The organism is Wenzhouxiangella sp. YN1, assembly GCF_056324145.1.
On record NZ_JBJNIO010000120.1, the window covers coordinates 38,122 to 60,688 of the forward strand.

Genomic DNA, 22,567 nt, shown 5'->3' on the forward strand with positions numbered 1-22,567 from the left:
ACCGCTGCATTCGAGGGTGGACGCTCGGCTCAGTCTTCGCTGTCCTCGAAGCGGCCGACGCCGATGTTCCACGGCACCCGGTCTTCCTTTTCGCCGTAGTTTTCGTGCTCGCCGAGACGGTGGCCGTCGTGCTCGCGGATTTCACCGTAGCGGGTATGGCGATGGAAGGTGTCGCCGAAGCGCTCCAGCAGATCATCGACCGAACCGCGGTAGCGCGGGTCCTGCGGGCGTTCCTGGCTGTTGATGTACCAGGCAATGTCCCAGGCCTGCTGATTGCTCAGCGAGTTGGGCTGGCCCAGCGGCATGTCGTGCTTGATCATGCCCGCGGCCGTGTTGATGCGCACGATACCCGCGCCCCAGTTGTACGAGCCATCACCCCACAGCGCCGGGAAGACGTATTCGCCGTTCTCGTAATGGCCCGCACCATCCGTGCCGTGACAGACGGCACAGTGGGTCTGGTATTCCTGCTCGCCGCGCTCGTAGCTCAGGTTTTCGGGGCGCTCGGGCGAGGCGTAGCCGCGGCCGTAAATGGGCTTGTCCGGAAACATCGGTACGCCCCGGGCCAGCCACTGGTGATAGGCGCTGAGCGCGAGCATGTCGTCGCTGCCGTATTCGGGCGGAATGCCGTTCATCGAATAGGCAAAGCAGCCGGCAATGCGTTCTTCCAGGCTGTTGACGTGCTGGTTCTTGCCGCGAAAGTCCGGCAGGGTGACCGCCGCCGGCCACACCGGCGCGCTGAAGGGCAGGCGGCCCTCATCGAGGTGACAGCTCGAGCAGTTCATGTCGTTGAATACGTTTTTTCCGCGCAGCTGCTGGGTGTCGATGAACAGCTCGCGCCCGCGGCGGATCACCTGCTTGAGCTGCGGATGCAGATCGGCCTGTTCGAGGTCTTCGAGGGTCGGCGGCACGTGTACCAGCTGGTCTTCCGTGGGCGGTGGAAAGCCCAGTTCGACGAGTTGTTCGTGCTGCGCCCGCGCGGGCAGGCTGATGCCGGCAATCAGCGCGACAAGGCCGGTTGCGGTGATTGCCATCAAGGCGGCCAGCGTCGTTGCCGGTCGGCACGGATTGATCATTGCAGGCTTCATGGTTGTGTCTCCACGGTCCGGTGCGCCAGCCAGGCGGCCACGGCACGGATGTCTTCGTCGCTCATGCGTCGGGCAATCGCGCCCATCAGGTCTTGCGGGTCATTGCTGCGCTTGCCCTCCTGCCAGGCGCGCAGCTGTGATTCGATCACGCCGGCGTGCTGGCTGGCGATGCCGGGAAAGATGCTGCCGCCGCCTTCGTTGCGCGGTCCGTGGCAGCTCTGGCAGGCGACGATGTAGTCATCCCAGTCGCCGCGCCGCGCCAGCTTTTCACCGCGGGCAAGCAGTTCTTCGTCGGCCTGTTCACCGCCGCCGGCTGCGGTTACCGGCATCTGGCTGTAGTAGGCGGCCACATCGGCAATCTGCTGGTCGTCGAGCATGTTGGCAAAGGGCGCCATGCTGGGGCTTTCGCGACGGCCTTGCTTGAAGTCATGCAGCTGCTGCGCCAGATACGCGGCATTCTGCCCGGCCAGGCGCGGCCACGATTCGCCGCCGGGAATGTTCATGCCGCTGCCGTCGGTCTGGTGACAGGCCACGCAGGCGGCAGCCGCCTGTTCGCCGCGGGTGGCATCGCCTTCCAGGCCTTTGGGGCCGGCAAGGGTGAGCCCCGGCACAAGGCCGAGCAGGAGAAGGGTCGAGGTGCGGATCATCGGCATAATCGCTGGCTGGGGTGACGGGTCATGGGCCCATATTAGCGCGGCTGGATGTGCTGCAATCATGTACTTGTTGTACCTGATTGGCGGCGCACGGATCGGGCTCGGTCCGGAACTGTGCGGCGGGCTCTCAGGTCGAAGCAGTCGACGTTTGCCACAGCGCGATGAGCACTTGTGGGGGGCGAAGCATGTGGCTTGCGCCAGAGTCCATGTATTCAACCCGCAGGAGCTGATCATGAATGACAAACGCTACGCGAGCCTGATTGCGGCCACGGCCCTGTACGCTGCCGGCGCCCACGGATCCGGCTTTGAAATTCGCGAAAACAGTGCCGCGGCACTGGGTCGGGCCTTTTCCGGCTCGGCTGCCACTCCCGGCGAGGCCGCCCTGATCTACAACAACCCGGCCGGCATGACGCTGCTCGACGACCCCCTGGTGCAGGTGGATCTGTCAGCCATTGACCTTTCATTCGAGTTCGACGGCAGCGGCCGGGATGCCACTGGCAATCCGCTGGCCGGCGGTAACGGCGGCGACGCCGGTGACCTCGAACCGGTTCCGGCCGCCTATTTCGCCACTCCGCTGAGCGAAAACTGGACGGCCGGGATGTCGCTGACGGCGCCCTTTGGCCTGAGCACCGAGTACAACGACGGCTGGGTCGGCCGCTACCACGCCCTGCGATCGGATCTGGAAACCGTCAACCTCGGCCTGTCGCTGGCCTACGATCTGACCGACCGGTTTTCGCTGGGCGGCAGCGCGATTCTTCAGTACGCCGACGCCACCCTTTCGCGCGCGGTCGATTTTGGCGCCATCCGCGCCCAGTCGCCCGCCGTGCCCCAGGGCGCGTTCGTGCCGCAGTCGGCCGACGGCAAGGCCACCCTCAGCGGCGATGATTATGCCCCCGGCTGGTCGCTGGGCGCGCTCTGGCGCGTTGGCGACCACACCCATATCGGGCTGAGCTACCGCTCGAAAATCGAACACGAGCTCAGCGGCAATGCCCGCTTTCAGGTGCCAGCCGAAGCCGCGGCCGTATTCGATCAGCTCCCCGGCAAGCTGTTTACCGACACCGGCGGCCGCGCCGATCTGGACACCCCGGCGGTGGCCACGCTCAGCCTGCACACCGAGCTGACCGATCGCCTCGACCTGACCGCCGATGTGGCTCGCACCTACTGGCATTCGTTCGACGAGCTGAAAATCCGCTTCGACAACCCCGCCCAGGAAGCGCTGGTCGAACCACAGAACTGGAGCGATACCTGGTTTGCTTCGCTGGGCGGCGAATACCGCCTTGGCTACCACTGGAAGCTGCGTGCCGGCGTGGCCTACGACGAAACGCCAACCAGCGATGCCTACCGCTCGCCGCGCGTACCCGACTCCGATCGCCGCTGGCTGACCATCGGCGCGAGCTGGCAGCCGGTGTCGAACTGGACGCTCGATGCCGGCTATGCCCGCATCTTCAGCGACGACGCCGATATCAACAAGGTAGCCGACACCGGCAGCACGCTCGGTGGTACCGTCGATGCCGAGACCCATCTGTTTTCCGCCGCGGCCACCTACCGGTTCTGAGCGGCGCTTGCACGGGAGACGACAAGTGAGCCACTCTGCAGACGAAAAGCATCTTCGCCGCTGCGTGGAACTGGCGACCGAAGCACTCGAGGCCGGCGATCAACCCTTCGGCTCGGTGCTGGTCGCCGCCGACGGCGAAGTGCTTTTCGAAGACCGCAACCGCACCGTCTCGGGCGACATGACGCGCCACCCGGAATTCGAGATCGCCCGCTGGGCCGCCAAGCATCTGGATGCCGAACAGCGCGCCGCAGCCACCGTCTATACCTCCGGCGAGCACTGTCCGATGTGCGCCGCCGCCCATGGTCTGGCGGGGCTGGGCCGCATTGTCTACATCAGCTCGTCTGAACAGCTCGCCCAGTGGCGCGCCGAGCTCGGCGCGCCCCGGCCCCGGGTTCGCCCGCTGCCGATCGGCGAGATCGTTCCCGACCTGACCGTGGAAGGCCCCATCCCCGAGCTGGCCGACGAGATCCACGCCCTGCATCGTCGCGCACACGACAGGAGCTGATGCCGAGCGAGGCAATGGCGAGAGCCTGTCCCCTCGCTCAGTCCCGTCACTTCTGGCCTGGCCGGGCCGGCTTTCTGCGCAGTAATGGCAGGTTTCACGCAGCAGTCTCGTAATGGCAGGCTGAACCCATCGATATCAGGAGGCCACGACGTGGCTGTTCGGCATGGATCTTGTCGTTATGCTGCGCTGCTTGCTCCCAGCGTTCTTTCATTGAATTTCCTGGCGCTGCTGGCAGCGACACTGCTGGCCCTGACGGCCTGCGGCGGTGACACCGGCGACGCCGATGTTGCAGGGCAACAGGCCAGCGACGAGTCAGAAGCGCCACAGCGCCCGGTTGTCCCGGAAATGACCGCGGAAGACGGCTGGGTCGAGCTCCACGACATGGAGATTCCCGCCGCTGGCACCGCCGTGATGACCATCGACGGCACTCGCTATGACGTTGCCATCCAGTGCAGCGGACCGGGCGTTGTCAACGACGGCCACGACACGCTGTTTTCGATCGCGATCAGAGGCGATTTCGAAGCCGGAGATGGCCGCTCGGGCTACTTCGATCTTCGCCGTGCGGTCAACCGCGAGCGCGAGAGTTTTTACGCCTACTCGGGCCAGGACGCGGCCACCCTGCAGGTGGTCGTCGATGCCAGCAAGGAAGGCCAGCGGCACAGCTCCATGCAGGGCGGCCCCAACGATGATGACCCCGAGGGCAAATCACTGCCGCTGCTGCACGCCCAGCCTGACGGCACCTTCACCGTCGACTCCACCGTGGAAAAGGCGCACCCGTATTATCACGATGAAGCCCTGGGCGGCAGCTTCACCCTGGCCGGCCAATGCCCCGAACCCTGGGGAGCCTGAAGGCAGGAAAGCCCCCGACACCGCCGCGCCCCACCGCTGCCCGGTTGACCACCTGCCAGGCAAACCCTCCTGCCAACCGACCACCTTCAGCGTGGTCGTCCCGGACAGCCTTAGGCTGATCCGGGATCCCCATTGGGTGGCACCGCGCTGAAATCCGGGCGTGCGGGCTGCATCCGGAAGGTCCCCGCTTTCGCGGGGATGGGCTTCGCCCACTTCAATGAGGCCCCGGCTGATTGCCGGGGATACCGCCCTCACTGGGTTCTTGGTAGCGCCGCAGGATGAGCAGATTGATCGTGCCCTGAAACGAGCGCTGGCGTGCCGGTGAGGGTTCTTGCCTGAATTTGCAGTTGCCTGCGCCGGCTCAATGCCCGTAGGTTCTTGGCCGGGTCAGTCGGTCGATGAGCGGGGCGGCCATGTTCATCAGCAGTATGGCGAAGGCGGCGCCATCGGGGTAGCCGCCCCAGCGGCGGATGACGAGGGTGAGGATGGCCACGCCGGCGCCGAAGACCAGCTGGCCTCGCAGCGTGGCGCAGCCCGAGACCGGATCGGTGGCGATGAAGAAGGCAGTCAGTACCAGGGCGCCGGAGAAGATGTGCTGCAGGGGCGAGGGATTGGTGTCGGGTCCAAGCAGCCACAGCGGCGTGGAGACGATGATGGTGGTCGCGATCACGGCGACGGGCACCCGCCAGGAGATGCCCCCGCGCCACAGCAGGTAGATTCCGCCGATGGCGTAGAAGTTGGCGATCCATTCCCAGCCGCGGCCGCCGAAGTCGCCGAAGATCGGTGCGCCGCGGATTTCGCTCAGGGGCAGATTTGCGCTCACGCCGGTGCGCAGTCGGTCAAGCGGCGTGGCGCCGGATACCGTGTCCCAGTTCAGCGTTTCAGGCAGCTGGCCGGTAAGGATGGCCTGCGCCGTCTCGGCCAGGCCTGGCAGGCCCGGCGAGAGCGGGCGCGGCAGGAGCCACTGGCTGAGCTCGAGCGGAAAAGCGATGATGACGGCGGCAAAGCCGACCATCGCCGGGTTGAACAGGTTGTAGCCCAGCCCACCGTAGAGGTGCTTGGCAATGACGATGGCAAACAGCATGCCGATTGCCGCGATCCACCACGGCGCCAGCGGCGGCATGCACAGGGCGAACAGCACGCCGGTGACCACGGCGCTGTAGTCGGACAGGAACAGGCCGACCGGGCGATCGCGCAGGCGGAGCATGGCCGCCTCGAAGCCGACCGCAAAGGCGACCGCCAGTACGATCTGGAAGAGGATGCCGTAGCCGAAGAACCACACGTGGGCGGCCACCGCCGGCACCAGGGCATAGAGCACCTGGCGCATGACGCCGCCCACCGTTGTGGCGGGCGGCTGGTGTGGCGCGCCGGCGAGCTCGAATTTCATGGTTTTTTCTTCTGCCTGGCCCGCTCGATGGCGGCCTGAATTTCGCTCTGGGCTTCGGTCTCCGAGCGCTTGAGTTTCTTCTCGCGCTCCTTTCGCCGGGCCTGGCGCGCTTCCCGCTCGCGGGCCAAGCGTTGTTCGCGCGCCTCATGGCGCCGCTTTGCCAGGGCCGCGCGGCGCTGGTCGAGGTTGCGCTGCGCCAGCTCGTCCTTGCCGTGTTTGTAGAAGTCGACCAGCGGGATGTGGCTGGGGCACACGGCCGCGCAGCAGCCGCATTCGATGCAGTCGGCCAGGTCGTATTCGGCGGCAGCCTCGTATTTTCCCGCCTCGACGAGCTTGAACAGGGTCTGCGGGAGCAGCTTCGCCGGGCAGGCGCGCACGCAGGCTGTGCAGTTGATGCACGGCAGGGTCGGCTGGCGCGGCGCGGTTTCCTCGCGAGTCAGGGCCAGCAGGCAGTTGCTGCCTCGGGTGACGGCAATGTCGTCGCCGGCCAGGGCCGTGCCCGACATCGGCCCGCCCAGAATCAGGCGGGTGACGTGCCCGCGGTAGCCGCCGGCGGCCTGGACAAGGTGGCTGAATGGCGTGCCGATCAGCGCCAGCAGGTTACGCGGGTGGACGATGCCCGGGCCGGTGACGGTGACGATGCGCTCGATCAGCGGCTGGCCTTCGACAACCGCGTCGCGCGCTGCGGCGGCGGTGCCGACGTTGTGCACGACCACGCCGAGATCCTGCGGCAGGCCGTCGTGGGGCACTTCGCGGCCGGTCAGGGCCTGGATGATCTGGCGCTCGCCGCCTTCGGGGTAGACCGTGAACACCTTGCGGATGCGAACGTCTTGTTCGGCACCCAGTGCCCGGCGGGCGTCGCGCAGTTTTTCCTCCACCCGGCCCATGCGGTCTTCGATGGCGATGACCACGTGCCCGGTGCTGGCGGCGCGGGCCAGAATCAGCCCGCCCTCGATCACGTCGCGGGCGCGCTCGCGCATCAGCATCTCGTCGCAGGCGATCCAGGGTTCGCACTCGGCGCCGTTGAGAATGATGGTGTGCAGGTCCGACCAGCCGCCGCGCAGTTTGGCGGCGGTGGGAAACATGGCGCCGCCCAGGCCGGCAAGGCCTGCGCGATGGAGATGGTCGACGATCTCGTCGGCCGCGCGCTCGCGCCAGTTCTCGAGAGGACGCGGGGGTGCCCGGCGCTCTTCGCCGTCGGGGCGCAGCACGATGGCCGGCCGGGTGCCGCCCGGCGGCAGGGCGGCGGGGTGGTTGATTACGCCCTCGATGGTGCCCGAGGTCGGCGCGTGTTCGGGCACGATGAAGTCATCGCCCGATGCGCTCAGCGCCTGGCCCTTGAGCACGCGCTCGCCGGCTTCGACCAACAGCCGGCCGGCCTCGCCCTGGTGCTGGCGCATGGGAATGAACAGGCGCTCGGGAAGCGGCGGGCGCTCGACCGGGTCGCGGCAGGCGATCTGCTTGTGATGCTCGAGCTTCAGGCCGCCGGGAAAGCCGTGGATGCGCTCGCCGGGCAGGGCTTCATCCATGCGCCGTCTCCCGGACCCTGAGCGCGATGGGCTCGGGCCTTGGCCAGCGCCAGGTTTGCGCCAGCGCCACCATGTCGATACAGTCGACCGGGCAGGGTGCCACGCACAGTTCGCAGCCGGTGCATTCGGCCTCGATCACGGTATGCATCTGGCGCTGGGCGCCCAGGATGGCGTCGACCGGGCAGGCCTGGATGCATAGTGTGCAGCCGATGCAGCGATCCTCGTCGATGACGGCCACCATTGCCGGCTTGTGCTCGCCGCGCGACTCATCCAGGGGCTTTGCTTCGATATCAAGCAGTTCCGCGAGCTTTCTGACGCCTTCTTCACCGCCGGGCGGGCACTGGTTGATGTCGGCTTCGCCATTGGCAACGGCCTGCGCGTAAGGCCGGCAGCCCGGATAGCCGCACTGCGCGCACTGGGTCTGCGGCAGGGTCTCGTTGATGCGCTCGACCAGGCTGTCCTCGTCGGGCGCCAGGCGGCGGCCGAGCCACAGCAGCACGGCGCCGATGAGGAGCACCATGGCGGTCAATGTCAGGATCGCGCTGATCATGGCCCCATGATAATGCGCAGCGCGGCTATTGATCTGGCGAAAATATCCCCCAGTTTAATTGAAGGGGTGAGTTTTCAAACTTTCGGCGATACAAGGAGCAGGCAATGAAGGAAACGGACAAGACCACGCTGCCCATCGAGCAGATGGCCAGGGAAAACGACGAGTTCCGCAAGGTGATCTGGACTGGCGAGCACAGCCAGCTTGTGCTCATGGCGGTTCCCGAAGGCGGCGAGATCGGCGGCGAGGTGCACGAAGGCCACGATCAGCTGCTGTGGTTTGTCGACGGCGAAGGCCAGGCGAAGATCGGTGAACGTGAGCAGCCGGTCACGGCCGGCGATGTCGCCATCGTGCCCTCGGGCGCCTGGCACAATTTCACCAATACCGGATCGGGCATGCTCAGGCTCTACACCACCTATTCCCCGCCCGAGCACGAGCCGGGTACCGAGCACGAAACGAAGGCCGACGCCGAGGGCTGATACTCAGCCTCCGTCACCGTTCAATGCCGGCCACTGGCCGGCATCGATGGTGTCGCGATAGGCGTGCCAGGTGGCGTGGCCCAGCAGCGGCATGAGCACGATGAAGGCCAGCCAGGCGGTCAGGGCGCCGATCAGCACGCAGGCGATGATCGCTGCCGCCCAGACGGCCATGGCCGGCTTGTTGCGCAGCACTGCGTTGACCGAGGTGACGATGGCCGTGACCGTGTCGGTCCGGCGGTCGATCATCATCGGCAGCGAGAACGCGCTGGCGGCAAAGATGAGGGCGCAGAAGAGCGCGCCCACGGCGCTGCCAACGCCCAGAAAGGGCAGCAGTTCAGCCAGTTCCGGGTCGCTGTCGGGCGGAAAGAAGACGTGCACCATGCTCGCGGCCCGCGCCCAGACGAGAAAGACCACGATCATGATCACGGCAAACACCAGTTCGTTGCCCAGGGTGCGACCGGCGTCGGCCAGGCAGCCGCGCAGGCTCACGCTCCGGCCCTGTTCGAGCCGGCGACTGATGGCGTAGACGATCAGCGCAAGCCAGGGGCCGACAAAGACGAAGCCGCTGGCCACGCCCAGATAGATGCCGAGGTTGCCGAAGCGCCAGGCTGCGGCGGTGATCGCCAGGCTGGCGAGCAGAATCAACAAGCCGAAGCTCAGGCTTTGACGCGGCGCTGCCCGCAGATCGGCCCAGCCGCGCCGAAGCCAGCTCAGCGGGCGGCTGGCAGGGAGCCTTGTGCACGGCGCAACGAAGGGCAGCTGTGCCGACGGCGCCTGCCTCTCAGGCCGGTTCACTCGCTGCCCTTGTCGCGCCCGGCCAGATGCGACTCGATGCGAACCAGGCTGTCGCGGATCTCGCCGAGCAGCGCGCGCGAATCATCCGCCTGACCTTCAAGGCCGCCCGGCCGAGCTGCATCGGGCGCGTCGTCCTGCCAGTCGCTGACGCGATCGCGCTGATCGAGCACCGCATCGCGAAAGGCGTCGACCTCGTCAATGCCGGTGATGTTCACCAGCGCACCCTGCGAGGACTGGCCGGCGGTTTCCACGCGCATGCCCTTGATGTCGAACAGACGCATCAGCGGCCCCTGTTTGAGCGCCAGGTCGGTGATTTTCTCCAGCGGCACCGATTTTTCCTCGACGTTCCAGATACCACGGCGCACCTTCAGATCGCGCCGGGTCAGGACCACTTCCAGGCGCGCGTAATAGCGCTTCATCAGCCACCAGGCCAGCGGCAGGACGATCGGCAAGAGGGCAATGCCCACTACAGTCAGGACGCAGGTGATCGCCACACCCCACAGGTGGTAGCGGATGACCTGCGGTCGGATGGCTGCCTGTCGAAGCGTTTCGGTTCGGTTTTTCATGGTGGGCTCCGCGCTGGGATGGTCTTCAGGGCTGTCCGGGCACGATGCGCAGCACCTGGCCGTTGCCGGCGTCGGTGACCAGGTAGATGAAGCCATCCGGCCCGGTCTTGACGTCGCGCACGCGCTGGCCGACGGGCAGCCACTCCTCGCCCGTGACGCGGCTGTCCTGGCCATTGCTGTCGATCACCAGGCGCGAGACGCGCTGCTCGCGCAGGCCGCCGACGAACAGGTCGCCCTGCCAGGCCTCGAAAGCATCGCTGTCATAAAAGTCCATGCCTGATGGAGCAATGACCGGGTCCCAGAAATAGACCGGCTGCTGCATGCCTTCGGCCTGTGTGCGGCCCTCGTAGACCTTGCCGCCGCGGTATTCGATGCCGTAGGAGATGACCGGCCAGCCGTAGTTCTTGCCGGCCTCGGTGAAGTTGAGTTCATCGCCGCCTCTGGGGCCGTGCTCGACGGTCCAGAAGTTGCCGTCGGCATCGACCGCCGCGGCCTGGATGTTGCGGTGGCCGAAGGAGAAGATTTCCGCTCTCTTGTCCTCGTCATCGACAAAGGGATTGTCGGTCGGAACCGAGCCGTCGAAGTGCAGCCGCACCACGCTGCCGATGTGGTTGCCCGGATCCTGGGCGTTGCGGCGCACGGGGTGGCCCTGGCGATCGCCCATGGTCAGCCACAGGGTGTTGTCGCCTTCGAACACGATGCGCGAGCCGAAGTGACCGGTCGATTCCACCGCCGGCTGCTGGCTGAAGATGACCTCGACGTCTTCGAGCGCCGAGCGATCCTCGCTCAGCCGGGCGCGCGCCAGGGCGGTGTTGTTCGTGCCGTCGTCGTGCGGCTCGGCAAAGCTGAGGAAAATCACGCGGCTGGACTCGAAGTCGGGCGCGATGGCCACGTCCAGCAGGCCGCCCTGGTTGCGGTTGTCGACCTCGGGCACACCCGCGATCGGATCGGACAGGCTGCCATCGGGGCTCACCAGGCGCAGCCGCCCGGGACGTTCGCTGACCAGCATGGCACCGTCGGGCAGAAACTCGATTGCCCAGGGGTGCTCGAGACCTTCGGCCACCGTCTCCAGGGTCCATTCTTCGGTTGTCTCGGGAATCGGCGCGCGGGTCTGGCCGGCGAAGGCCGGTTCGAGCTGAGGCGCCTCGCGCGCTCGCGTCTCGGCCGTGGTGGTTTCTTTCTTCGGGTCGGTCGAAGCCGCTGCCGCCGCCGCGGCAGCGCGGGTGTCATTGGCGTCATCCGCCGCCTCGGCCCGTGCCGGTTCGCCCCCGTCGCCGGCGCCACAGGCGGCAAGGATGAAGATACTGAAAACAAGGGTCATGTTTTTCATCGCGGCTCTCAGGGCAGGAACTGAAGGTTCATCCTACCAGCACCCGGTTTCCGGTCTTGCGGGGCCGCCCGGGACGTCAGGCTCAGAGTTTGGCAAATCCGGCGAATCCCATGAAGGCCAGGGCCATCAGGCCGGCGGTGATCAGACCGATGGGCGCGCCGCGGAAGCTTTCCGGCACGTCGGCCATGGCGATACGCTCGCGCGCGGCGGCGAGCATGACCAGCACCAGGCCGAAACCCAGCGCGGCGCCGAAGCCGTAGAAGGCGGATTCGACCAGGCTGTGCTGCTCGCGCACGTTGAGCAGGGCAACGCCGAGCACGGCGCAGTTGGAGGTAATCAGCGGCAGGTAGACGCCGAGCACGCGGTGGAGAATCGGCGCGCTGTGGCGCATGTACAGTTCGGTGAGCTGAACCAGCGCGGCGATGATGAGAATGAAGGCGACGATGCGCAGGTAATCCAGCCCCAGCGGGATGAGCAGCCATTCGGTGACCATGAAGCTGGCCACCGAGGCCAGCGTGAGCACGAAGGCGGTGGCCACCGACATGCCGAAGGCCGACGAGACGCTGTTGGACACGCCCATGAACGGGCACAGGCCCAGAAACTGCACCAGCACGAAGTTGTTGACCAGCGCGGCCGAAATGACGATCAGCGCCAAGTCCATCGTTCAGAAAACCCTTGAAACCACGGAAGTCACCGAAGACACGGATTCAATGAAAGAAGAACTGTTTCAAGAGAAACGCCATTCCGTGATTTCCGTGTCTTCCGTGGTTCCAGATCTTTCGGCTACTTGATCCGCATGCCGGGCTCGGCGTCGCTGTCTGGCGCAAGCAGGAAGGGGCGGCCGTCTTCGTCGCTGGCGGCCAGCACCATGCCTTCGGAGGTGCCGAAGCGCATCTTGCGCGGTTCGAGGTTGGCCACCACTGCGGTCAGGCGGCCGTTGAGTTCGTCCGGGTCGTAATGGCCGCGGATGCCGGCCAGAACTTCGCGCTTGCCCATCTCACCCAGATCGAGCTGCAGCCTGAGCAGCTTGTCGGCGCCCTCGACCTCTTCGGCCTTGACGATGCGCGCCACGCGCAGGTCCACCTTGAGAAAATCGTCGAACTTGATCATGTCGTGGTCTTCTTTCTCCGGAGTCGTGTCGGGTTTGCTGTCCGCTTCTTCCAGCGATGCCTTGCTTGCCTCGATGAGGGCATCGGTCTGCTTTTCGTCCACGCGCTGGAGCAGCGGCTTGAACTTGTTGATCTCGTGGTCGAGCAGCGGCTCGCCGATCCGGCTGAAGTCGTCCAGCGGAGCATCGAGAAATACGGCCGCTTTCTCCGCGGTCAGCGGAATTACCGGAGAGAGCCAGGTCATGAGCAGGCGGAACAGGTTGATCGCCTGCGTGCAGATGGCGACGACCTCGTCTTCCCGGCCCTCCTGTTTGGCCAGCTTCCAGGGCTCGTGTTCGTTGATGTAGACGTTGGCCTCGTCGGCCAGGGCCATGATTCGGCGGATGGCGCGATGATAGCTGCGGTTTTCGAACAGCTCGGCGATTGCCAGGTGTTCGCCCACGAAGCGCTGGTGCAGCTCCGGGTCGGGCAGCTCGGCTGCCAGCCTGCCGCCGCCGAGCTTGTGAATGAAGCCCGCCGAGCGGCTGGCGATGTTGACCAGCTTGCCGACCAGATCGGAGTTGACCCGGTAGCGGAAGTCCTCGAAGTTGAGGTCGATGTCGGCCAGGCCCGAGCCCAGCTTGGCGGCAAAGTAGTAGCGCAGATAATCCGGATGCAGGTGATCCAGCCAGGTGCGCGCCATGATGAAAGTGCCGCGCGATTTCGACATCTTGGTGCCGTTGACGGTCAGAAAGCCGTGGGCGTAGACGCCGGTGGGGCGTTTGAAGCCCGCGCCTTCGAGCATGGCCGGCCAGAACAGACAGTGAAAGTAGATGATGTCCTTGCCGATGAAGTGGTGCATTTCGGCGTCGGAGTGCGGGCGCAGCCAGTCCTCGAAGTCCCAGCCGTGTTGCTCGCACAGCTCCATGAAGCTGGCCAGATAGCCGACCGGGGCGTCCATCCAGACGTAGAAGAATTTGTCTTCGGTATCGGGAATGCGAAAGCCGAAATAGGGCTTGTCGCGGGTCACGTCCCAGTCGCGCAGGCCCTCGGCGAACCACTCTTCGAGCTTGTTGGCCACCTCGTCCTGCAGGGCACCGGAGCGCATCCACTCCTTCAGGCTGTCGCTGAACTGCGACAGCGTGACGAAATAGTGCTCGGTCTTTCTCATCACCGGCGTGCTGCCCGAGACCACCGAACGCGGCTCGATCAGCTCGGTCGGGTCGTAGGTGGCGCTGCAGGCCTCACAGGAGTCGCCGTACTGCTCTTCGGCGCCGCAGCTCGGACAGGTACCCCGGATGAAACGATCGGGCAGAAACATCTCGCGCTCGGTGTCGTAGTACTGCTCGATGGTTTCGGTGCGCACCGCGCCACGCTCCTTGAGCGCCGACCAGATGCGCTCGACCAGGGCGCGGTTGGTTTCGGTGTGGGTCGAGGAGAAATTGTCGAACGACAGCGCGAAATCCTCGAAATCCTCCAGATGCTCGGCGTGCATCCGCTCGATCAGCTCTTCGGGTGAGATGTTTTCCTTTTCTGCGCGCAGCATGATCGGTGTGCCGTGCGCATCGTCGGCCCAGGCGAAGACCACCTGATGGCCCATGGCGCGTTGAAATCGCGCCCAGATATCGGTCTGGATGTATTCGAGCATGTGCCCCATGTGGATGGAACCGTTGGCATAGGGCAGGGCGGCGGTAACCAGGATGCGGCGCGGGCTGGGCATGAATTTCTGGGTTGGGGGAGCTTGGGACGTGGGCGAAATTATCGCATGCGCCGAGATGGTTTGCTGGTTTGCTGGTTTGCTGGTTTGCTGGTTTGCTGGTTGGCTGGTTGGCTGGTTTGCTGGTTTGCTGGTTTGCTGGTTTGCTGGTTCGGCGCGGCTGGGTTTGCGGGGCGGCTGCGCCGCGAAACGAATGGTGGTGATTGACCCTTGGTGTGCCACTTGACAACCGCAGGATGCGTGGAGTGCAAGCGCAACGCATTGCTTTCAGACCCAATCTTTCGTGCATTTCGCGTTTTCCGTGGTTCCATCACTCTTGACCTTCTTTGCGCCTTCGCGTCTTTGCGTTTCAAGGATTTTGATTTTTACCAGCCCCACCCATCGCCCGCGGCGCAGCCGCCCCCCCCCCAGGCCTCGCGGCTGCCGAACCAGCCAACCAGCTCACCAGCTAACAAGCAAACTACCCAGCCAACCAACCAATCAAACCGGTACAATATCGGTCCAGATTCAAACGGGCACCTTTCCGCATGAAAAACGACGAAGGCAAGTCACTGGTTTCCGCCATCGAGGATCCCAATACCGGGCGGCCGCTGGGCGATACCGTGCGCGCGGTAGCCATCCGCAAGCGCCGGGCCGCGGTCGATATCCGCCTGGCCTATCCGGCTGCCGGCTGGCGCCAGGAGCTGGCGGGAATCATCTCTGAGCGGCTGCGCGCCAGCGGCGAGATCGACGAGGTGACGGTCGACGTCGACTGGCAGATTCCGCAGCACGCCGTTCAGGGCGGGCTCGAGCCGGTCGAGGGCGTGCGCAACATCATTGCCGTGGCCTCGGGCAAGGGCGGCGTCGGCAAGTCTACCGTCAGCGCCAATCTGGCCCTGGCGCTGGCGGCCGAAGGGGCGAGCGTGGGCGTGCTCGATGCCGATATCTACGGCCCCAGCCAGCCGCGCATGCTGGGGCTGGAAGGCGGCCCGCAGACCACCGACAACCGCCGCATTCTGCCGCTGCGCGCGCACGGGCTGCAGGTGATGAGCATCGGCGTGCTGGTCGAGACCGACCAGGCCATGATCTGGCGGGGGCCGATGGCTACCCAGGCGCTGCAGCAGATGCTTTCCGACACCATCTGGGAGGGGCTCGATTATCTGGTGATTGACCTGCCGCCGGGCACTGGCGATATTCAGCTCACCCTGGCGCAGCGCATTCCGGTGGCCGGGGCCGTGACCGTGACCACGCCACAGGAAGTGGCGGTCGACGACGTGCGGCGCGCCGTGACGATGTTCGCCAAGGTCAAGGTGCCGGTGCTGGGTGTGATCGAGAACATGAGCACGCACGTGTGCACCAACTGCGGCCACGAGGATGCCATCTTCGGCGCCGGCGGTGGCGAGCGCGTGGCCCGCGAGGCCGGGGTGCCCGCGCTCGGGCAGCTACCGCTGGAGTCGACCATCGGGCGCAGCACCGATGAGGGCACGCCGATCGTTGCCGCCGAGCCCGATCATCCCGCCGCCCGCCGCTTCCGCGAGATCGCCCGCCGCGTTGCCGGCCGGCTGTCGACCCAGTCGCGCGAGGCGAAGGTGCGGATGCCCAAGATCAAGATTACGGATTGAAAGAAAGGGTGAAGCGTTAAGTGTGAAGTGTGAAGTGTGAAGTGTGAAGTGTGAAGTGTGAAGTGTGAAGTGTGAAGTGTGAAGTGTGAAGAAAAGTTGCGAATTGGTGGGGTCAGGGTGTTGAACGTGGGCTGGAGCCGACAATTCGCACCGCCACGCTGAATTTGCCCCCAAAATCCTTCACACTTCACACTTCACACTTCACACTGAACATTTCACACTGCGAAGCCTGTTCAAGTCCTCGGCAGCGTGACGCCGCGCTGGCCCATGTATTTGCCGGCGCGGTCGGCATACGAGACTTCGCAGACTTCGTCCGATTCAAGGAACAGGAACTGGGCCACGCCTTCGTTGGCGTACACCTTGGCCGGCAGGGGCGTGGTGTTGGAAAACTCCAGGGTGACGTGACCTTCCCATTCCGGCTCCAGCGGGGTGACGTTGACGATGATGCCGCAGCGCGCGTAGGTGGATTTACCCAGGCAGATGGTGAGCACGTTGCGCGGAATGCGGAAATACTCGACCGTGCGCGCCAGGGCAAACGAGTTGGGCGGGATGATGCAGACATCGCCGGTGAAGTCGACAAAGCTCTTGTCGTCGAAGGCCTTGGGGTCGACGATGGCGGTGTTGATGTTGGTGAAGATCTTGAATTCATTGGCGCAGCGCCCGTCGTAGCCGTAGCTCGAGGTCCCGTAAGAGACCAGCCTGCGGCCCTCGGCGTTGTGCCGGATCTGACCCGGCTCGAAGGGCTCGATCATGCCGTGTTCTTCGGCCATGCGGCGAATCCAGCGATCGGACTTGATGCTCATCTTCTGCTCGGCTCCGGGGTTTAACAGCGCGCGGGCGCTGGATTATCGCATGCCACGCCTAACCCTGCGGCGGTGGCTGCTGGATCAGCTCGACGCTGGTGGTGAAAAGCTGGTTGCCGCGGATGACTTCCAGCTCCATTTCCGAACCCGGCTCCGAGCCGGAGATACGCTGCATCAGATCGCGGGCGCTGTCGACGCGCTCGCCGTCGGCAAGCACCAGAACGTCGCCGCGCTGCAGGCCGGCTTGCCAGGCGGGGCTGTCGCGGTGGACCTGGCTGATGCGGGCGCCCGGCTGAAGGGCCTCGGCGTTGGACAGGCGCAGGCTGACATCGGCCAGCTCGACGCCCATCCAGCCGCGTTTGACCCGGCCGTATTCGATGATCTGCTCGGTGACTCGCCGCACCACGGAAGCCGGAATGGCGAAGGAAATGCCTTGAGCGCCGGTTTCCTGGCCCATGGAGGCACTGTTGATGCCGACCACCTCGCCGGCCGGATTGATCAGTGCGCCGCCGGAGTTGCCGGCATTGATGGCGGCATCGGTCTGGATGAAGTCTTCGTAGGAGGCGAGACTGAGATGGCTTCGGCCAGTCGCGCTGACAATCCCCATGGTGACGGTATGGCTCAGGCCGAAGGCGTTGCCGATGGCGAGCACCACATCTCCGGTGCGCAGCCGGTCGTCGCCGTCCAGGGCGGCGGCGGGCAGATCATCCAGCTTGACGCGCAGCAGCGCCAGATCGGTCGCCGGGTCGGAGCCGACGACGCTGGCTTCGGCCACTCTGCCGTCCCACAGCGCGACCAGGATATCGTCGACGCCGGAGATGACGTGGCGGGTGGTGAGTACCAGGCCGTCGCTGGAGATGATCACGCCCGAGCCAAGGCCGCGCCGCGGGCGGGTAATCATGCGGTCGCGGTAGAGCTGGTTGAACAGCGGGTCGGAAAACTCTCGCCCCAAAGGCTCGGTGACCAGGGTGCGCGTGTAGACGCTGACCACCGACGGGGCCGTGCGGTTGACGGCGTCGGCGTAGCTGGTGACCGGCTCGGCGGCCGGCTGCTGCTGCCAGGCCGGCAGCAGCTGCGGCCACAGCCAGACCAGCACGAAGGCAGCGGCCAGCCCGATAACGACGAACTGAACGGCGAAATGGATGATGCGCGTCATGGACTCGGCCGGAAGAAGTCTGTCAGGCTGTTGGGTTGGGTTGTTGTAAGCTGCCTGCTGGCGCAAAAATGGCGCCCACGCCAGCGATGAACGGGTTTACCCTCTTGATATGTGGGAGGATAACAGCCTGGAATTGAGTATTTGCTTAATTTTTCGCTAAAATAGGCGGCTGATTGTCTTCTATGTCGCCAGAAACTGGCAGCCTTGGCCGCGGAGCGTCTGTGCCGCTGCCTTTGGAGTCGACCGTCGCCGGGCAGCACCAGGATCTCCAGGGGTGGGCCGGTAATGGCAAACGATCTTCACTGATCTTGTTTATCGGGAGTGTTTCATGTCGGAAACTGATCTTGCGTCCCTGCAGCCGCCGGAAAATCCTGGCCGGCGTCGCTTGCTGACCTGGACGACAGGCGTGGTGGGCGCCGTTGGCGCCGGGTTTGCCCTGTGGCCATTCGCCGCCTCCTGGAAGCCCAGCACCAAGGCGCGTCTTGTCGGTGCGCCGGTCGAAGTCAATATCGGCAACCTGGAGCCGGGGCAGATGATGCGCGTGGTCTGGCGCGGCCAGACCATCGGTATCCTGCGGCGCAACCAGCGCATGCTCGACGACCTGCCCAAGCTCAATGAAAAACTGGCAGATCCGGAGTCCGAGGTGGCCACACAGCAGCCGTCCTACGCGCAGAACACGGCGCGTGCGATCAAGCCGGAGTATTGGGTGGCCAACATTCACTGCACCCATCTGGGCTGCATTCCGCAGCTTTTGCCGGAGGCCGGCTCGGAGCCTTTCGATGCCGACTGGCTGGGCGGTTTCTTCTGCCCCTGCCACCGCTCGAAGTTCGACCTGTCCGGACGCGTCTACCGCGGCGTGCCGGCGCAGCTCAATCTCGTCATTCCGCCCTATCACTATGTTGACGACCAGACCGTCATGATCGGCGTCGGTCCCGAAGGAGCAGTTTGATCATGACCAAGCCCGCGAGCAATCTCAGCAAGAACGTCAAGGCCGCTGGCGACTGGGTCGATCAGCGACTGCCGGTCAGCAAGACCTGGCGCGAACACCTGACCGAGTATTACGCGCCCAAGAACTTCAACTTCTGGTATTTCTTCGGCTCACTGGCTCTGCTGGTGCTGGTCAACCAGCTGCTGACCGGAATCTGGCTGACGATGTTCTACACCCCGCAGGCCGAGCTGGCCTTCGGTTCGGTGGAATACATCATGCGCGACGTCGAGTGGGGGTGGCTGATTCGCTACATGCACTCCACCGGCGCTTCGTTCTTCTTCATCGTCGTCTATCTGCACATGTTCCGCGCGCTGCTGTACGGCTCGTATCGCAAGCCGCGCGAACTGATCTGGATTCTGGGCGTGTTCATCCTGCTGGTGCTGATGGCCGAAGCCTTCATGGGCTATGTCCTGCCCTGGGGCCAGATGTCCTACTGGGGTGCGCAGGTGATCATTTCCCTGTTCGGTGCCGTGCCCTACATCGGTGATGGCCTGGTCGAGTGGATCCGTGGTGACTACATGATTTCCAACGCCACGCTCAATCGCTTCTTCGCGCTGCACGTCGTGGCAATGCCGCTGGCGCTGCTGGCTCTGGTCGTGCTGCACCTGGTGGCGCTGCACGAGGTCGGCTCGAACAACCCCGACGGCGTGGAAATCAAGAAGCACAAGGACGCCAAGGGGCGCCCACTCGACGGGATTCCGTTCCACCCCTATTACACCGTCAAGGATCTGTTCGGCGTCGGGGTGTTTCTGACTCTTTTCGCCTTCATTCTGTTCTATGCCCCGGAGATGGGCGGCATGTTCCTCGAGGCCGACAACTTCGTGCCGGCCGACCCACTGGTCACGCCGGAGCATATCGTGCCGGTCTGGTACTTCACGCCCTTCTACGCCATGCTCAGGGCGGTGCCTGACAAGTTCTTTGGCGTCATGGTCATGGGTGCGGCCATTTTCGTGCTGTTTTTCCTGCCCTGGCTCGACCACTCGAAGGTGAAGTCGATTCGCTACAAGGGCCTGCCCAGCAAGATCATGCTGGCCTTGTTCGTGGTCGGCTTCATCCGGCTGGGCATGCTGGCCCTGGGCGACGGTTCGCCGATACAAACGTTCGAGTCGCGAGTCTGGACGGTGTACTACTTCGCCTTCTTCGCGTTGATGCCGTTTGTTACCAGACTTGAAAAAACCAAACCGGAACCGGAGCGGGTGACCAAGTGATGAGACTCAAATACATTCTTGCAGCCACCGTGATGCTGGCCTCCGGCCTTGCTCTTGCCGCCGGCGGTGAAGGCGGTCTGGAAAGCGCCAACGTCAACGTGCACGACAAGGCCTCGCTGCAGCGCGGTGCGGCAATGTACGTCAACTACTGTCAGGGTTGCCATTCCCTGAAGTATCTGCGCTACAACCGTCTGACCAAGGATCTCGGACTGAGCGAAGAGCAGATCAGCGAGTTCTTGCTGTACGGCGATCAGGAAGTGGCCGACCCGATGGACAGCGTCATGACCGCCGACATGGGCGAAGAGTGGTTCGGCATTGCGCCGCCCGATCTGAGCCTGACCGCGCGCTCGCGCGGTGCGGACTGGATTTACAGTTATCTGAAGTCTTTCTATCTCACCGAGGACGGCTGGAACAACACCGTGTTGCCCAATGCCTCCATGCCGCACGTGATGTGGGAGCTTCAGGGTATTCAGCGGCCGATAACCGAGTCGTGGACCGACGATGAGGGGATCGAGCACGTCAAGGTGACCGAACTGGAGCTGGACGAGCAAGGCAAGCTCTCGCCGCAGGAATACAGCGAGCATGTCCAGGATCTGGTGGCTTTCATGCGTTACGCCTCGGAGCCTTCGATGCTGCAGCGTGAAAAGATCGGCATCTGGGTGCTGCTTGTTCTGGTCGCATTCACCTTCCTGGCCTGGCTGCTTTATCAGGAGTTCTGGAAGGATGTGAAAAAGTGATCGCGTGTGGGCGGGGGCGATCCGACAGTGCACTATTTGATGGAGTAACCGGCTTATGATGGCCCTGTATTCTTCCGAGAACTGCGTCGATTGTCATCGAGTGCGGTTTGTCCTTGCCGAAAAGGGGATCAACGTGGAGATCATCCACGTCGAGCAGGATCGTGCCGCTTCGGCCGATCTTGCCGAGCTCAACCCTTATGGCGAAACCCCCACCCTGGTCGACAAGGATCTCAAGCTTTACGGCACCTGGGTGGTCACCGAGTATCTCGACGAGCGCTACCCGCATCCGCCGCTGATGCCGATTGACCCGCTGTCGCGTGCCTACCTGCGCCAGGCGATGTATCGCATCAGTCGTGACTGGATCGAGGCGGCAAAGATCATCGAAACCTCCACCGGCAAGAAGAGGGTGGCCACGGCCAAGAAGCTGCTGCGCGAAGAGATCGTCGCTTCCGACGATCTCTTCGGCCTCAACACCTATCTGCTCAGCGAAGAGCTGTCGCTGGTTGACTGTGCGCTCACGCCGCTGCTCTGGCGGCTGCCGGCCTATGATGTGGAAATCGACCCCCGCAAGGCGCCGCACATCAATCAGTACATGGAGCACATGTTTGCCCGCGATTCGTTCAAGCGCAGCCTGACCGAAGCCGAACGCGTTCTGCGGGAGGGCGAATAACGCATGCTTTCGAGTCGACCTTATCTTGTTCGGGCTGTCAACGAATGGATCATCGACAGCGGCCTGACGCCGCATTTGATGGTCAACGCCGACGCGCCCGGGCTGGATGTGCCCGAATCCAGCATCCAGGACGGGCGGGTGGTGCTCAATGTCTCGCCGAGCGCGGTTCGCGACCTGTTGATCGACGCCGAGATGGTCACCTTTGTGGCCCGCTTTGGCGGCGTTTCACGGGCGGTGACCGTGCCGATGGGCGCAGTCGAAGCCGTGTACGCGCGCGAAAACGGTCGCGGCATGATGTTTCCGGTCGACGAGGACGACGACACCGGCGCTTCGGAGCAGGGCGCGGCCGAGGCCGAAGAGGGTCAACCAAAAGATCGCAAGTCCCGGCCCAACCTGAAGGTGGTCAAGTAGCCTTCCGCCCCGGTGTCGGGGTTCAATCCGGCTCGATCAGCCGTCCGCCGTCTTCCAGTTCGCCCCAGACGCGAATCATTTGCCGGCCCTGCAGGGTCAGCTCGCCCTTGCGCCGGCCCGTGCCCTCCGGGCTGAAGTCAAAGCGATAGCGGCGCTGCCAGCGCAGGCCCTGGTTCGTTCTGATCGGCCGCATCGAGCTCAGCGCCACGGTCTGGTCGAGCAGCTGCCAGCCCTGGCGCTGGCAGAATCCGCGCGCGATTGCCTTGGCGCGATCGCGGGCGTTGACCGCCGAGATCCAGAACAGCACGGCTGCCGCCAGCGCCAGCAGCGCTCCGAAGCTGCCTTCCAGTCCGCTCACCGCCGGGCCCTGAGCAGCACATACACCGCCCCGGTGCCGCCATCATGCGGTGGCGCCGATGCAAACGCGGCCACCCGGTTGTGGCGGCTGAGCAGCCGGGCGGTCAGGTACTTCAGCTGCGGGCCGGCCGGGCCGGAGCGCAGCCCCTTGCCGTGAATGATGCGCACGCAGCTCATGTGCTCACGCTCGGCCTCCAGCAGAAACCAGCGTATCGATGCGCCGGCGGCTTCCAGGTTCATCTGGTGGAGATCGAGTTCGTCTTCCACTCGCCAGTGGCCGCGTTTCAGGCGCGTGAGCACCCGCTTTTGCAGCCCGGGCCGCAGATAGCTGAGTTCCTCGCCCGTTTCGATGCTTGAAAAATCGATTGGCCCGTGCGCCAGGTCGTCCATGACGCGGGCTTCGTCGCGTTCGCGCTGGCTGGGCCGGGGCTTGGGCGGCGCCGGGCGCGAGTGGTCACGATCGCTGCGAACCCGGCGGATATCGCCGACCGCGGCGCGGAACAGGTCGGTATCGTCGTCGGATTCAGTCATCGTGCCTTTCCCGTTGCGGT

The 22,567-nt window shown here is 64.7% G+C and carries 25 protein-coding genes; 11 read left to right on the forward strand and 14 right to left on the reverse strand.

The window, feature by feature from the left end:
* Positions 1 to 29: 29 nt before the first annotated feature.
* Together ACEWQZ_RS03560 and ACEWQZ_RS03565 are read right to left on the reverse strand one after the other, a co-directional pair.
* Positions 30 to 1,085: a c-type cytochrome gene (locus tag ACEWQZ_RS03560; protein WP_476481691.1), complete on the reverse strand. Its 1,056-nt coding sequence runs from the start codon at positions 1,083 to 1,085 to the stop codon at positions 30 to 32.
* Positions 1,082 to 1,732 (reverse strand): c-type cytochrome, encoded by a 651-nt coding sequence (locus ACEWQZ_RS03565; RefSeq protein ID WP_476481692.1) that lies wholly within the window; start codon positions 1,730 to 1,732, stop codon positions 1,082 to 1,084. The genes ACEWQZ_RS03560 and ACEWQZ_RS03565 overlap by 4 nt, the downstream gene beginning before the upstream one ends.
* 238 nt (positions 1,733 to 1,970) lie before the next feature.
* Between ACEWQZ_RS03565 and ACEWQZ_RS03570 the strand changes: the two genes are divergently transcribed.
* The 3 genes from ACEWQZ_RS03570 to ACEWQZ_RS03580 all read left to right on the forward strand — a co-directional run bounded on the left by ACEWQZ_RS03570 (position 1,971) and on the right by ACEWQZ_RS03580 (position 4,647).
* The gene (locus ACEWQZ_RS03570) at positions 1,971 to 3,293 is read left to right on the forward strand and encodes an OmpP1/FadL family transporter (RefSeq protein ID WP_476481693.1); all 1,323 of its coding nucleotides are present in this window, start codon (positions 1,971 to 1,973) and stop codon (positions 3,291 to 3,293) included.
* Positions 3,294 to 3,318: 25 nt separating this feature from the next.
* Positions 3,319 to 3,798 carry a nucleoside deaminase gene (locus ACEWQZ_RS03575; RefSeq protein ID WP_476481694.1) on the forward strand — a complete coding sequence of 160 codons (480 nt, stop codon included), beginning with the start codon at positions 3,319 to 3,321 and terminating at the stop codon, positions 3,796 to 3,798.
* A gap of 210 nt (positions 3,799 to 4,008) precedes the next feature.
* Positions 4,009 to 4,647, forward strand: a complete 639-nt coding sequence (locus ACEWQZ_RS03580) for a hypothetical protein (RefSeq protein WP_476481695.1) — start codon at positions 4,009 to 4,011, stop codon at positions 4,645 to 4,647.
* Positions 4,648 to 5,008: 361 nt separating this feature from the next.
* On the opposite strand, the gene ACEWQZ_RS03585 is transcribed toward ACEWQZ_RS03580, so the two are convergent.
* From ACEWQZ_RS03585 to rsxB, 3 genes are read right to left on the reverse strand one after another with little or no spacing between them, the layout of a single operon-like run.
* Positions 5,009 to 6,034 (reverse strand): RnfABCDGE type electron transport complex subunit D, encoded by a 1,026-nt coding sequence (locus tag ACEWQZ_RS03585; RefSeq protein ID WP_476481696.1) that lies wholly within the window; start codon positions 6,032 to 6,034, stop codon positions 5,009 to 5,011.
* Positions 6,031 to 7,563 carry an electron transport complex subunit RsxC gene (rsxC, locus tag ACEWQZ_RS03590; RefSeq protein WP_476481697.1) on the reverse strand — a complete coding sequence of 511 codons (1,533 nt, stop codon included), beginning with the start codon at positions 7,561 to 7,563 and terminating at the stop codon, positions 6,031 to 6,033. The genes ACEWQZ_RS03585 and rsxC overlap by 4 nt, the downstream gene beginning before the upstream one ends.
* The gene (rsxB, locus tag ACEWQZ_RS03595) at positions 7,556 to 8,113 is read right to left on the reverse strand and encodes an electron transport complex subunit RsxB (RefSeq protein WP_476481698.1); all 558 of its coding nucleotides are present in this window, start codon (positions 8,111 to 8,113) and stop codon (positions 7,556 to 7,558) included. Before rsxB ends, rsxC begins: the two co-directional genes overlap by 8 nt.
* Before the next feature lie 104 nt (positions 8,114 to 8,217).
* On the opposite strand from rsxB, the gene ACEWQZ_RS03600 reads away from it, so the two are divergent.
* On the forward strand, positions 8,218 to 8,589 hold the full coding sequence (locus ACEWQZ_RS03600; protein WP_476481699.1) for a cupin domain-containing protein: 372 nt from the start codon (positions 8,218 to 8,220) through the stop codon (positions 8,587 to 8,589).
* 3 nt (positions 8,590 to 8,592) lie between these two features.
* Here the strand turns inward: ACEWQZ_RS03600 and ACEWQZ_RS03605 are convergent, their stop codons facing one another.
* The 5 genes from ACEWQZ_RS03605 to metG form a co-directional block, all read right to left on the reverse strand.
* Positions 8,593 to 9,384 carry a DUF2189 domain-containing protein gene (locus ACEWQZ_RS03605; protein ID WP_476481700.1) on the reverse strand — a complete coding sequence of 264 codons (792 nt, stop codon included), beginning with the start codon at positions 9,382 to 9,384 and terminating at the stop codon, positions 8,593 to 8,595.
* A complete protein-coding gene (locus tag ACEWQZ_RS03610) occupies positions 9,381 to 9,950 on the reverse strand; it encodes a PH domain-containing protein (protein WP_476481701.1) in 570 nt (189 codons plus the stop codon). Before ACEWQZ_RS03610 ends, ACEWQZ_RS03605 begins: the two co-directional genes overlap by 4 nt.
* Positions 9,951 to 9,975: 25 nt before the next feature.
* On the reverse strand, positions 9,976 to 11,280 hold the full coding sequence (locus tag ACEWQZ_RS03615) for a PQQ-dependent sugar dehydrogenase (protein WP_476481702.1): 1,305 nt from the start codon (positions 11,278 to 11,280) through the stop codon (positions 9,976 to 9,978).
* A gap of 82 nt (positions 11,281 to 11,362) precedes the next feature.
* Complete coding sequence (gene rsxA / locus ACEWQZ_RS03620; RefSeq protein WP_476481703.1) at positions 11,363 to 11,941, reverse strand: electron transport complex subunit RsxA; 579 nt, start codon at positions 11,939 to 11,941, stop codon at positions 11,363 to 11,365.
* Between the two features lie 122 nt (positions 11,942 to 12,063).
* Complete coding sequence (gene metG, locus ACEWQZ_RS03625) at positions 12,064 to 14,088, reverse strand: methionine--tRNA ligase (RefSeq protein ID WP_476481704.1); 2,025 nt, start codon at positions 14,086 to 14,088, stop codon at positions 12,064 to 12,066.
* Between metG and ACEWQZ_RS03630 the strand changes: the two genes are divergently transcribed.
* On the forward strand, positions 14,087 to 14,311 hold the full coding sequence (locus ACEWQZ_RS03630; RefSeq protein ID WP_476481705.1) for a hypothetical protein: 225 nt from the start codon (positions 14,087 to 14,089) through the stop codon (positions 14,309 to 14,311). The two genes, metG and ACEWQZ_RS03630, sit on opposite strands and share 2 nt — an antisense overlap.
* 301 nt (positions 14,312 to 14,612) lie before the next feature.
* Entirely contained in the window at positions 14,613 to 15,686 is a 1,074-nt protein-coding gene (gene apbC / locus ACEWQZ_RS03635) for an iron-sulfur cluster carrier protein ApbC (protein WP_476481706.1), read from the forward strand.
* A 233-nt stretch (positions 15,687 to 15,919) separates the two neighbouring features.
* Here the strand turns inward: apbC and dcd are convergent, their stop codons facing one another.
* Positions 15,920 to 16,489 (reverse strand): dCTP deaminase, encoded by a 570-nt coding sequence (gene dcd, locus ACEWQZ_RS03640; protein ID WP_476481707.1) that lies wholly within the window; start codon positions 16,487 to 16,489, stop codon positions 15,920 to 15,922.
* 58 nt (positions 16,490 to 16,547) lie between these two features.
* Positions 16,548 to 17,645, reverse strand: coding sequence for a S1C family serine protease (locus ACEWQZ_RS03645; protein WP_476481708.1), 1,098 nt, complete (start codon positions 17,643 to 17,645; stop codon positions 16,548 to 16,550).
* Between the two features lie 328 nt (positions 17,646 to 17,973).
* Between ACEWQZ_RS03645 and petA the strand changes: the two genes are divergently transcribed.
* From petA to ACEWQZ_RS03670, 5 genes are read left to right on the forward strand one after another with little or no spacing between them, the layout of a single operon-like run.
* Positions 17,974 to 18,594, forward strand: a complete 621-nt coding sequence (gene petA / locus ACEWQZ_RS03650) for a ubiquinol-cytochrome c reductase iron-sulfur subunit (RefSeq protein WP_476481709.1) — start codon at positions 17,974 to 17,976, stop codon at positions 18,592 to 18,594.
* 2 nt (positions 18,595 to 18,596) lie between these two features.
* On the forward strand, positions 18,597 to 19,841 hold the full coding sequence (locus tag ACEWQZ_RS03655) for a cytochrome b (RefSeq protein WP_476481710.1): 1,245 nt from the start codon (positions 18,597 to 18,599) through the stop codon (positions 19,839 to 19,841).
* On the forward strand, positions 19,841 to 20,578 hold the full coding sequence (locus ACEWQZ_RS03660; protein WP_476481711.1) for a cytochrome c1: 738 nt from the start codon (positions 19,841 to 19,843) through the stop codon (positions 20,576 to 20,578). The genes ACEWQZ_RS03655 and ACEWQZ_RS03660 overlap by 1 nt, the downstream gene beginning before the upstream one ends.
* Before the next feature lie 58 nt (positions 20,579 to 20,636).
* Entirely contained in the window at positions 20,637 to 21,248 is a 612-nt protein-coding gene (locus ACEWQZ_RS03665) for a glutathione S-transferase N-terminal domain-containing protein (protein ID WP_476481807.1), read from the forward strand.
* 3 nt (positions 21,249 to 21,251) lie between these two features.
* A complete protein-coding gene (locus ACEWQZ_RS03670) occupies positions 21,252 to 21,659 on the forward strand; it encodes a ClpXP protease specificity-enhancing factor (RefSeq protein ID WP_476481712.1) in 408 nt (135 codons plus the stop codon).
* 22 nt (positions 21,660 to 21,681) lie between these two features.
* Here ACEWQZ_RS03670 and ACEWQZ_RS03675 read toward each other — a convergent pair whose 3' ends face one another.
* The gene (locus tag ACEWQZ_RS03675) at positions 21,682 to 22,017 is read right to left on the reverse strand and encodes a DUF3301 domain-containing protein (RefSeq protein ID WP_476481713.1); all 336 of its coding nucleotides are present in this window, start codon (positions 22,015 to 22,017) and stop codon (positions 21,682 to 21,684) included.
* Positions 22,014 to 22,547 (reverse strand): Smr/MutS family protein, encoded by a 534-nt coding sequence (locus ACEWQZ_RS03680; RefSeq protein WP_476481714.1) that lies wholly within the window; start codon positions 22,545 to 22,547, stop codon positions 22,014 to 22,016. The genes ACEWQZ_RS03675 and ACEWQZ_RS03680 overlap by 4 nt, the downstream gene beginning before the upstream one ends.
* Positions 22,548 to 22,567: the final 20 nt, after the last annotated feature.